Genomic DNA, 11710 nt, shown 5'->3' with positions numbered 1-11710 from the left:
GACAGTGACGGACAACAACGCAGCGACACATCCGAACGACGTTGACGCCAGCACAGCGGCAAGCGCCGCTCCTGCAGTGCTGGTCCTCGAAGACGGCCGCGTGTTCCGCGGCCGCAGCTACGGTGCCACGGGCACTGCCCTGGGTGAAGCCGTTTTCGCGACCGGAATGACCGGCTACCAGGAAACGATCACCGACCCCTCCTACGCCCGCCAGCTGGTGGTGCAGACCGCACCGCACATCGGCAACACCGGCGTGAACAGCGAGGACGCCGAATCCCGCAAGATCTGGGTTGCCGGTTACGTGGTCCGCGACGCCGCCCGCCGGCCCTCCAACTGGCGCTCCGAGCGCAGCCTCGACGCTGAACTGGTGGAGCAGGGCATCGTGGGCATCCAGGGCGTGGACACCCGTGCCATCACCCGCCACCTGCGCGAAAACAAGACCATGCGCGCCGGCATCTTCTCCGGCGCCGCCGCCAAGGCCGCCGAAAGCGAACTGCTCGCCACCGTCAAGGCCAGCGCCCCCATGGAAGGCGCCCGCCTGGCCGAGGAAGTCAGCATCGACGAAGCCTACGTGGTGGAACCGAAGGACCACGGCTGGGACGGCGACGCCCGCTTCAGCATCGCGGCCATCGACCTCGGCATCAAGGCCATGACGCCGGTCCGCTTCGCCGAACGCGGCGTTCGCGTGCACGTGCTCCCGGCCACCGCCACCCTTGAGGACGTCAAGGCCGTCAACCCGGACGGCTTCTTCATGTCCAACGGCCCCGGCGACCCCGCCACGGCCGACGCCCAGGTCAAACTGCTGCGCTCCGTGCTGGACGAGAAGCTGCCGTACTTCGGCATCTGCTTCGGCAACCAGATCCTCGGCCGCGCCCTCGGCTTCGGCACCTACAAACTCAAGTACGGCCACCGCGGCATCAACCAGCCGGTGATGGACCGCCGCACCGGGAAGGTGGAAATCACCTCGCAGAACCACGGCTTCGCCGTCGACGCCCCCATGGACGGGGCCAGCACGGCGCCGGAAGAGCGCTACGGCCGCGTCGAGGTCAGCCACGTGAGCCTCAACGACAACGTCGTTGAAGGCCTGTCCTGCCTGGACATCCCGGCCTTCTCGGTCCAGTACCACCCCGAAGCCGCCGCGGGCCCGCACGACGCCGCCTACCTCTTTGACCGCTTCATCGAACTGATGGACAGCACCAAGAACTCCGCGAAGAACGAGGACACCAAGTAATGCCGAAGCGTACAGATCTCAAGAGCGTCCTTGTCATCGGTTCCGGCCCGATCGTCATCGGCCAGGCTGCCGAGTTCGACTACTCCGGAACCCAGGCCCTCCGGGTGCTCAAGGAGGAAGGCCTGCGCGTCATCCTCGTGAACTCCAACCCGGCCACGATCATGACCGACCCGGAATTCGCCGACGCCACCTATGTCGAGCCGATCACCCCCGAGGTGGTCGAAAAGATCATCGCCAAGGAACGCCCGGACGCGGTGCTGCCCACGCTGGGCGGCCAGACGGCGCTGAACACCGCCATCGCCCTGGACAAGAACGGCGTGCTGGCGAAGTACAACGTGGAACTGATCGGCGCGAACATCGCCGCGATCGAACTCGGCGAAGACCGCGAGAAGTTCAAGGGCGTCGTGGAGCGCTGCGGTGCCGAATCCGCCCGCAGCCACATCATCCACACCATGGACGAGGCATTTGCCGCCGCCGAGGACCTCGGCTACCCGATGGTGGTCCGGCCGTCCTTCACCATGGGCGGCCTGGGCTCCGGCCTAGCCTACAACGAGGACGACCTGCGCCGCATCGTGGGCCAGGGCCTCCAGTACAGCCCCACCACCGAGGTACTGCTCGAAGAGAGCATCCTCGGCTGGAAGGAATACGAGCTTGAGATGATGCGTGACAAGAACGACAACGTCGTTGTTGTCTGCTCCATCGAGAACTTCGACCCCGTGGGCGTGCACACCGGCGACTCCATCACGGTGGCCCCGGCGCTGACCCTCACCGACCGCGAGTACCAGAAGCTGCGCGACGTCGCCATCGCCGTCATCCGCGAAGTCGGCGTGGACACCGGCGGCTGCAACATCCAGTTCGCCATCCACCCGGACACGGGCCGCGTCGTCGTCATCGAAATGAACCCGCGCGTCTCCCGCTCCTCCGCCCTGGCGTCCAAGGCCACCGGCTTCGCGATCGCCAAGATCGCCACCAAGCTGTCCCTGGGCTACACCCTGGATGAGATCCCGAACGACATCACGCAGAAGACCCCGGCGTCCTTCGAGCCGACCCTCGACTACGTCGTCGTGAAGGTCCCGCGCTTCGCGTTCGAGAAGTTCCCGGCCGCGGACCCCACGCTGACCACCACCATGAAGTCGGTGGGCGAGGCCATGGCCATGGGCCGTAACTTCACAGAAGCCCTGCAGAAGGCCCTGCGCTCCCTGGAGCAGAAGGGCTCGCAGCTGGACTTCAGCCACGTGCCCGAGTACGAGGTGGCCGAACTCATCGAGAAGGCCAAGCGCCCGACGACGGAACGCCTCTACCAGGTCCAGCGCGCCCTGCTGGGCGGCGCCACCGTGGAGGAGCTCTACGCCGCCACGAAGATCGACCCCTGGTTCCTGGACCAGCTGCAGCTCCTCAACGAGACCGCCCGGGAGATCCGCAAGGCCGGTGCGCTGACCGAGGACATGCTCCGCAACGCCAAGCGCCACGGCTTCTCCGACGAGCAGATCGGCGTCCTGACGCACAACCCCGAGGCCGTGGTCCGCGGCGTCCGCCAGGCCCTCGGTGTCCGCCCGGTCTACAAGACCGTGGACACCTGCGCTGCCGAGTTCGCCGCCTACACGCCGTACCACTACTCGGCCTATGACGAGGAGGACGAGGTCGGCCTGCACGCCAAGCCGTCCGTGATCATCCTCGGCTCCGGCCCCAACCGCATCGGGCAGGGCATCGAGTTCGACTACTCCTGCGTCCACGCCTCGATGGCGCTGCGCAAGGCCGGCTACGAAACCGTCATGGTCAACTGCAACCCGGAAACGGTGTCCACGGACTACGACGTCTCCACCCGCCTGTACTTCGAACCGCTGACCCTCGAGGACGTCCTCGAAGTCATCGCGGCCGAGGAGCGCACCGGCGGCGTGATGGGCGTGTTCGTCCAGCTCGGCGGCCAGACCCCGCTGAAGCTGGCCCAGCAGCTTGCCGACGCCGGCGTACCGATCCTGGGCACCTCGCCCGAGGCCATCGACCTGGCCGAGCACCGCGGCGAGTTCTCCCGCGTGCTGGACAACGCCGGCCTGATCGCCCCGAAGAATGGCACCGCCGTCTCCTTCGAGGACGCCAAGAAGATCGCCGACGAAATCGGCTACCCGGTGCTGGTCCGCCCCTCCTACGTGCTGGGCGGCCGCGGCATGGAGATCGTCTACGACGAAGCCAACCTTTCGCGCTACATCGCCAACGCCACCGAGATCACCCCGGACCACCCGGTGCTGATCGACCGCTTCCTCGAGGACGCCGTCGAAATCGACGTCGACGCGCTCTTCGACGGCACGGACATGTACCTCGGGGGCATCATGGAGCACATCGAAGAGGCCGGCGTGCACTCCGGTGACTCCGCCTGCGTGCTGCCCCCGATCACGCTGGGCAAGAACGTGATCGACCGTGTCCGCACGGCCACCCGCGCCATCGCCGAAGGGGTTGGCGTGCGCGGCCTCATCAACATCCAGTTCGCGCTGGCCTCGGACGTGCTCTACGTCCTGGAAGCCAACCCCCGTGCCTCCCGCACCGTGCCATTCGTTTCCAAGGCGACCGGCGTGCAGATGGCGAAGGCTGCCGCCCTGATCGGCACCGGCGTCACCATCAACCAGTTGCGCAGCGCCTACAAGATGCTGCCGGAAACCGGTGACGGTTCCACCCTGCCGTTCGACGCGCCGATCGCGGTGAAGGAAGCCGTGCTGCCCTTCAGCCGCTTCCGCACCCCGGAGGGCAAGGTCGTGGACTCCCTGCTCGGCCCGGAAATGCGCTCCACCGGCGAGGTCATGGGCATCGACAAGCACTTCGACACCGCGTTCGCCAAGAGCCAGGCCGCGGGCGGCAACGCCCTGCCCACCGAGGGCAAGGTCTTCGTCTCGGTGGCCAACCGCGACAAGCGCTCGGTGATCATGGGCGTCAAGCGCCTGTCCGACCTCGGCTTCGAGATCGTCTCCACCGGCGGCACCGCCGACGTCCTGCGCCGCAACGGGATCCAGGCCACCCCGGTGCGCAAGGTCGCCGAAGGCTCCAGCGCCGAAGGCGAAGGCACCATCGCCGACCTCATCATTGCAGGTGAGATCGACATGGTCTTCAACACCCCCTCCGGCGGCGAAGCCCGCAGCGACGGCTACGAACTGCGCGCCGCCGCGACCTCGATCGGCATTCCCTGCATCACCACGGTGGCAGAGTTCAACGCCGCCGTGCAGGCGATCGAAGCGCAGCGCACCTACGAGTGGTCCGTCACCAGCCTGCAGGAGCACGCCGCCAACCTGACCGCGGCCAAGGAATCGGTCAATGCCTGAGGCAACGGCTGACCGGCGGCCGGCCGGGGAGCCGGCGGGCCGTCAGGCCTTCGGCTCCCGGCTGGCCGCCGCCATGGCTGCCCGCGGTCCCCTCTGCGTCGGCATAGACCCGCACCCGGGCCTGCTGGCCGACTGGGGACTGAACGACGACGTCGCCGGCCTGGAGCGTTTCTCGCTCACCGTCGTGGAGGCTGTCGCTTCCCTCGCTGCCGCGGTCAAGCCGCAGGTGGCCCTGTACGAGCGGCACGGTTCCGCCGGCATGGCCGTGCTGGAGCGCACCCTTGCCGCCGCATCGGACGCCGGGGTGCTCAGCATCGCCGACGCCAAGCGCGGGGACATCGGCTCCACCATGGCGGCCTACGCGGATGCCTGGCTGCGGGACGGTTCGGCACTGGCGGCCGATTCGGTGACGCTGAGCCCGTACCTGGGCTTCGAGTCGCTGCGCCCCGCCCTTGACCTGGCCGCCGACTACGGGCGCGGAGTGTTCGTCCTGGCGCTCACCTCGAATCCCGAGGGCAAGTCCGTACAGCACGTTGGCGGCAGCGAATCCGTGGCCAAGCGCATTGTCGACGCTGCGGCTGCGGAGAACGGCCGCTACGAAGGGGCCCTGGGCTCCGTCGGCCTCGTGGTGGGGGCCACCATCGGCAGCGCCCTGGAAGATCTGGGGTTGGACCTCAATGCGGTCAACGGGCCCATCCTGGCCCCGGGACTCGGCGCCCAGGGAGCCACCCCGGCCGACCTTCGGGCCACCTTCGGGGACGCGTACCCGGCAGTCCTGGCGACCTCCAGCCGCGGCATCCTGGCTGCCGGGCCCGCCGTCGCCGGCCTGCGTGCAGCCACTGAGGAAACCCGGGACGGGCTGCTCGGCGGCTGAGCCCCGGCACGGTGCCGGGCACCGTCGGACGTTCCTTGCACCCGGAGCCGGTACCCGCCATCAGGCAGGTACCGGCTCCGCGTTGCGTTCACTGTGCGGATGCCGGTAGCTTCGGGGTTAGTCCACTCTGCTGGGGCAAAGTGATGCACAGAATGGGGAGAAGCCGTGGCTCTGAAGGCTTTGTCTGCACAGGAACGTAGCGATGCACTTGCGAAGGCGGCCAAAGCCAGGGCGCAACGGGCCCAGGCCAAGGACCGCCTCCGGAAAGGCGAGCTCGGCATCGCCGGGCTGATCAGCCTCGCGTCCGAAGACGAGGCCCTGGCACGGATGCGTGTGGCCGAGCTGCTGGAGGCAGTTCCGGGCATCGGCCCGGTCCGGGCGACCGCGATCATGGAACAGCTCGGCATCGCGGCCTCGCGCAGGCTCCGGGGCCTTGGCGTCCACCAATCCCGGGCGCTGATAGATTTTATGGAAGACAAACACGGCGTCTAGCGCCCCACCCCGAAGGATCACGTGAGCAAGAAACCGGGACTGACCGTCCTCGCAGGCCCCACCGCCGTCGGCAAGGGAACCGTATCCACCTACATCCGCGACAACTATCCGGAGGTCTGGCTGTCGGTATCGGCCACCACCAGGGCGCCGCGTCCGGGGGAGACGGAAGGTGTCCACTACTTCTTCAAGACCGCCGACGAGTTCGATGCCCTCGTCGCGGACGGCCAGCTCCTGGAGTGGGCCGTGGTGCACGGACGGAACCGCTACGGCACACTGCGCAGCACGGTTGAGGCCGCGATCGCCGAGGGCAAGTCGGTACTGCTGGAAATCGACCTCCAGGGCGCGCGCCAGGTCAAGGAGGCTGTGCCGGACGCCAACTTTGTCTTCCTGGCACCGCCGTCGTGGGAGGAAATGGTCCGCCGGCTGGTCGGGCGCGGCACGGAAACCCCGGAAGAACAGCAGCGCCGCCTGGAAACCGCTAAACTGGAACTTGCCGCTGAACCGGAGTTCAACCACACCGTCATCAACGATGACGTCCGACGGGCAGCGGACGAGCTTGTTTCACTCATGGGGCTTACCCCGCACCAGCGCTAAGCGCCGGCAACTGTCAGCCCGCTAGAATTTGGAGAATTCGTGTCCACGAACCTTGAAGGCATCATCAACCCGCCGATCGACTCGCTGCTTAAGGCCGCCGATTCCAAGTACGGCCTGGTGATCTTCGGCGCCAAGCGTGCACGCCAGATCAATGCGTACTACGCACAGCTGCACGAGGGCCTCTTCGAATACGTCGGCCCGCTCGTTGACACCAAGCTGAACGAGAAGTCCCTCTCGATCGCCCTGCGCGAGATCAACGAGGGCCTGCTCGTTTCCACGCCGATCGAGTCGGCCGAGTAGGCAGTCTGCCTGTAGACGGGGGCCACGTGCGCATCATCCTCGGAGTCGGGGGAGGGATCGCAGCCTACAAGGTTGCATCGCTCCTCCGGCTTTTTACTGAAGCCGGACACGACGTCACGGTCATTCCCACCGAAGCGGCCACCCGCTTCGTCGGGACGGCCACCTGGGAGGCGCTCTCGGGCAAGCCCGTGAGCAACAGCGTGTTCGACGACGTCGAGAAGGTCAAACATGTCCGGCTCGGCCATGAGGCGGACCTCGTCGTGGTGGCACCGGCGACGGCGGACCTGCTCGCCAAGGCGGCCACCGGCCAGGCCGGCGACCTGCTCACGAATACGCTCCTCATGGCGCACGGCCCGGTGCTCTTCGCCCCCGCGATGCACAGTGAAATGTGGCAGCACCCCGCCACCCGTGCCAATGTGGAAACCTTGCGCAGCCGCGGCGTCACCGTGCTGGAGCCAGCCGTCGGGCGCCTGACCGGCGCCGACTCCGGCCCCGGCCGGCTCCCTGAACCCGAGGCGATTTTCGAAGCAGCGCTTGCCTTGGCCGGCGCCGCTGCGGGCGCGGCCCCCAACGACATGCCCGGGCACCTTGCGGGACGCACCGTCACCATAACCGCCGGCGGCACCCGCGAGGCCCTCGATCCCGTGCGTTTCCTGGGCAACCGCTCGTCCGGCAAGCAGGGCGCAGCCCTGGCGCAGGCCGCCCTCGACGCCGGAGCCCGGGTGCGCTTCCTGGCCGCGCACATGGACGTCGAACCGCCGTCGGGCGTGGACCTCGTCCGCGTCGAATCGGCCCTCGAACTGCGGGAGGCGGCCTTGGCCGCCGCGCCGGACTCCGACGTCGTGATCATGGCCGCGGCGGTTGCGGACTTCCGGCCCGCCGAGATTTCCGAGACCAAGATCAAGAAGAAGAATGACGAGGACGCGCCGCTGGTACGGCTGGTGCGGAATCCGGACATCCTCCGCGAACTCGTCGAACAGCGCAGCCTGGCCCGGACCGCCGGAATACAGCCCGCCGGCAAGCACGGCAGCCAGTTGATCGTCGGTTTCGCCGCGGAGACAGGCGATGCGGACGGCGACGTCCTGGAACACGCCCGCGCCAAGCTGGCCCGGAAAGGCTGCGATCTGCTGGTGGTGAACCACGTCGGCATCGGCCGGGTCTTCGGCCAGGACGAGACCTCCGTGGTGATCCTCTCCGGACACGGCGCCGGACCGCAGTCGGCCGCCGGATCCAAGGCGGACGTCGCGGCCGCTGTCATCGACCGGATCGCCACCGAGCTCGACCGCGTATCGCCCGCCGGCTGACACCGCTTCGGCCGCATCCTTAGCACGGGGACACACGGCACCGGCCGTTTTCCCTCAACCAAGTAAGGTAGTCACGTGACTTTACCCCTGCACCACGCCCACGGAAATCCGTCCAAGCTCCGGCTCTTCACCTCAGAGTCGGTCACCGAGGGGCACCCGGACAAGATCTGCGACCAGATCAGCGATGCCATCCTCGACGCCCTCCTGGCCGCCGATCCGGAATCGCGCGTCGCGGTGGAAACCATGGCCACCACGGGCCTGGTGCACGTAGCCGGTGAAGTCACCACCGACGCCTACGTCGAAATCCCGCAGATCGTCCGCGAGACCATCCTGGGCATCGGTTACGACTCTTCGGCCAACGGATTCGACGGCGCGCGCTGCGGTGTGTCCGTGTCCATCGGCCAGCAGTCCAACGACATCGCCGGCGGCGTCTTCAATTCGCTCGAAGCCCGCGAGGGCCGCCAGGAGGACGACTACGACCTCCAGGGTGCCGGCGACCAGGGCATCATGTTCGGCTACGCGAGCGATGAGACCCCCTCCTACATGCCGACCCCGATCTGGCTGGCGCACCGGCTCTCCGAGCGGCTCACCGACGTCCGCAAGAGCGGCGAACTCGCGTACCTTCGCCCCGACGGCAAGACCCAGGTGACCGTCGGATACGACGGCGACCGTCCGGTCTCGGTCGAAACCGTGGTCATCTCCAGCCAGCACGCAGAAGGAACCAAGCTCGAACTGCTCCGCGCGGACCTGGCCGAGCACGTCATCAGGCCCGTCCTGGAAGCCTCCGAGCTCGACACCTCCCGTGCAGTGAACATCCTCAACCCGGCCGGCGCCTTCGTCATCGGCGGCCCGGTGGGCGACGCCGGCCTCACCGGCCGCAAGATCATCGTGGACACCTACGGTGGTTTCTCACGCCACGGCGGCGGCGCTTTCTCGGGCAAGGACCCGTCGAAGGTGGACCGTTCGGCCGCTTACGCCATGCGCTGGGTCGCCAAGAACGTGGTGGCAGCGGGGCTGGCCAAGCGCGCCGAGATCCAGATTGCGTATGCGATCGGCCAGGCCCGTCCGGTGGGAACCTACGTGGAGACCTTCGGCACCGAAACCGTCGATCCTGCCCGTATCAGCGACGCCATCGCCGAGATCTTCGATCTGCGCCCCCGCGCGATCATCGACGCCCTCGACCTGAAGCGCCCGATCTACACCAAGACCGCCGCCCACGGCCACTTCGGCCGGGACGAGCCGGACTTCACCTGGGAACGCCTGGACCGCGTCGCGGAGCTGAAGGAATTCTTCAACGCCTGAGCCGCTTCCGAGCGGGCGCCTCTTCCCGGAAACTGCCGGCGCCCTGGACGCCTGACTTCGTGGGCAGGGGTGCAGCGCTGAAAATGTCAGTGCCCCTTGCTTTGCTGGAGCCAGCAAAAGCAAGGGCGGGAGCCCGAGGACGGGGGTGATCACGATGGGCGAGGACGGTTTGTTCCCGCTGGCCGCAGATTCTTTCGCCACGGGCTCCGGGTCCCCCGCACGCCAGCCCTCCCTGCTGCAGGGATTTCCGGCGCAGCCCCCCGCAGGCGGCCCGGAGGCTGCCGCGGTGGATCCCGTCGCTGCAGTACTGATTGAGTCGCCGCTGCCGCACCTGGACAGGCCCTTCGACTACAGCGTCCCGGCCAAACTAGCCGAATCCGCGCTGCCCGGCGTCCGCGTCAAGGTGCGCTTCAACGGCCAGGAACTGAGCGGGTACATCCTCGAGCGCAAGGGTTACACCGCGGGTGGCCCGGCGCTTGTGCCCCTGCTCAAAGTGGTTTCCGCCGTTCCCGTGCTGGGACCGTCCCTGCTTGTGCTGGCGTCCGCAGTCGCCGAGCGGTATGCCGGAACCCTCAGCGACGTGCTGCGCACCGCGATCCCGCCCCGGGTTGCCGGCCTGGAGAAAAGTTACCTCGCCGGGGAAGAGCCCTTCGTGGTTGCCGCGGAGGCGGCTACGGACGGCCCGCACCTCGAGGCCGCCCGGCCGGACACCGCCGGGGGCTGGGCTTCCTACGGGAACGGCCCCGCCTTCCTCCAGCACCTTGCGGCAGGCGGGTCTCCGCGCGCCGTCCTCACAGCGCTGCAGGGTTACGGCCCGGACGGCTGGCCACGGCTGATCGCTGCCGCGGTGGCAGCGGTGCGCTCTTCGGGCCGGGGCGCCGTCGTAGTGGTTCCGGACCACCGTGATCTCGACCGCATGGAAGAGGCCCTCCTGGAGGTCCTGCCGGCCGCGGACATCGCGCGGCTTACCGCCGAGGACGGCCAGACGCCCCGCTACCGGAACTACCTGAGGCTGCTCCGCGGCGACGCCGGGGTGGCGGTGGGTACCCGTTCGGCGGCGTACGCTCCCGTGCGGGACCTTGGCCTGGTGGTTTGCTGGGACGACGGCGACGACCTCCACATCGACCAGCGCGCACCTTACGCCCACAGCCGCGAGGTCCTGCTGCTCCGCAGTGAACAGGAATCCGCGGCCTGCCTGATGGCCGCGCACAGCAGGAGCACCGAACTGCAGCGACTGGTCGGCACCGGCTGGGCCGTCGCTGTGGAAGCCCCGCGGCCCGTGGTCCGCAGCAGGACGCCGCGGGTCCTGAACACGGCGGACAGCTTCGAGCAGGAGCGGGACCCCTTGGCCCGCATCGCCAGGCTGCCTGGTGCCGCGTGGCGCGCCGCGAAGGAAGGCCTTGAACGCGGCCCGGTGCTGGTGCAGGTGGCCCGGGCCGGCTACGCCCCATCGCTGGTATGCGAAGACTGCCGGGAACCGGCGCGCTGCAACAACTGCCAAGGGCCCCTGGCGATCACGGGCCCCTCCTCTCCGCCGCAATGCCGGTGGTGCTCCACTCCCGCGCCCGAATGGCAATGCCGGCACTGCAGCGGCAGGCGGCTGCGGCGCGGCGCTGCCGGGGTGCTGCGCACCGCGGAGGAACTCGGCCGTGCCTTCCCCGGGAAAGCGGTGGTCACGTCTTCGGGCGACCAGGTCAAGGCCAAGGTCGGTGCGTCACCGGCCCTGGTGGTTGCCACCATCGGCGCCGAGCCCGTGGCGGATCAAGGCTACGCGGCCGCCCTGCTCCTGGACGGCGATTCACTGCTCCGGCGCGAAAACCTGCGGGCCGGTGAGGACACCGTGCGGCGCTGGTTCAACGCGGCCGCCATGGTCCGGCCAGCCTCGGAGGGCGGGCTGGTTGTGGTCACGGCGGACGACAGCACAGCCACGGGTGCCCTGCTGCGCTGGGATCCGGCCGGCTTTGCCTCCCGGGAGCTGGCACTGCGCCAGGAGCTGAAACTGCCCCCCGCGGTGCGGGTGGCTTCGGTCACCGGCCCGCGCGCCGACGTCGTGCATTTCACAGGCGCGCTCGGAGGCTCCCTGGAGCTGCGCGCCGTCGGGCCCTCACCGCTTTCAGTGTCGGCCGCCCGCCAAGGCAGCCAGGCCGAGGAAGCCGACGTCCGCACCTTGTTGTTCATTCCCTACGGGCAGGCGGCCCGGGCAACCAAGGCAATGCGCGCCGTCAAAGCCGCGAGTGCGGCGAAGCGGACCGCCGGTCCCGTGCAGCTCAGGCTCGACGGCGTGGACGTGCTGTAGTCCGGTGAA

Annotated in this window: 9 protein-coding genes; all 9 read left to right on the top strand. The window is 68.5% G+C overall.

Going from position 1 to position 11710, the window contains the following annotated elements:
- Positions 1-4 precede the first annotated feature (4 nt).
- Positions 5-1231: a glutamine-hydrolyzing carbamoyl-phosphate synthase small subunit gene (gene carA / locus ACZ9CK_RS09325; RefSeq protein WP_426297798.1), complete on the top strand. Its 1227-nt coding sequence runs from the start codon at positions 5-7 to the stop codon at positions 1229-1231.
- On the top strand, positions 1231-4539 hold the full coding sequence (gene carB / locus ACZ9CK_RS09320) for a carbamoyl-phosphate synthase large subunit (protein ID WP_426297796.1): 3309 nt from the start codon (positions 1231-1233) through the stop codon (positions 4537-4539). The genes carA and carB overlap by 1 nt, the downstream gene beginning before the upstream one ends.
- Positions 4532-5413, top strand: a complete 882-nt coding sequence (gene pyrF, locus ACZ9CK_RS09315) for an orotidine-5'-phosphate decarboxylase (protein ID WP_426297793.1) — start codon at positions 4532-4534, stop codon at positions 5411-5413. The genes carB and pyrF overlap by 8 nt, the downstream gene beginning before the upstream one ends.
- A 165-nt stretch (positions 5414-5578) precedes the next feature.
- Positions 5579-5905: an integration host factor, actinobacterial type gene (gene mihF, locus ACZ9CK_RS09310; protein WP_426297791.1), complete on the top strand. Its 327-nt coding sequence runs from the start codon at positions 5579-5581 to the stop codon at positions 5903-5905.
- 21 nt (positions 5906-5926) lie between these two features.
- A complete protein-coding gene (gmk, locus tag ACZ9CK_RS09305; protein WP_426297789.1) occupies positions 5927-6499 on the top strand; it encodes a guanylate kinase in 573 nt (190 codons plus the stop codon).
- Between the two features lie 39 nt (positions 6500-6538).
- On the top strand, positions 6539-6799 hold the full coding sequence (rpoZ, locus tag ACZ9CK_RS09300; protein WP_074591496.1) for a DNA-directed RNA polymerase subunit omega: 261 nt from the start codon (positions 6539-6541) through the stop codon (positions 6797-6799).
- 26 nt (positions 6800-6825) lie between these two features.
- Positions 6826-8103, top strand: coding sequence for a bifunctional phosphopantothenoylcysteine decarboxylase/phosphopantothenate--cysteine ligase CoaBC (coaBC, locus tag ACZ9CK_RS09295; RefSeq protein WP_476049812.1), 1278 nt, complete (start codon positions 6826-6828; stop codon positions 8101-8103).
- Between the two features lie 75 nt (positions 8104-8178).
- The gene (gene metK, locus ACZ9CK_RS09290) at positions 8179-9405 is read left to right on the top strand and encodes a methionine adenosyltransferase (RefSeq protein ID WP_426297784.1); all 1227 of its coding nucleotides are present in this window, start codon (positions 8179-8181) and stop codon (positions 9403-9405) included.
- Positions 9406-9559: 154 nt separating this feature from the next.
- Positions 9560-11701 carry a primosomal protein N' gene (locus ACZ9CK_RS09285; protein WP_476050882.1) on the top strand — a complete coding sequence of 714 codons (2142 nt, stop codon included), beginning with the start codon at positions 9560-9562 and terminating at the stop codon, positions 11699-11701.
- Positions 11702-11710: the final 9 nt, after the last annotated feature.

This window comes from Arthrobacter sp. TE26545, assembly GCF_056279005.1.
Note: the sequence above shows the minus strand (reverse complement) of the source record. Positions and strands in the feature narration are given on the sequence as shown.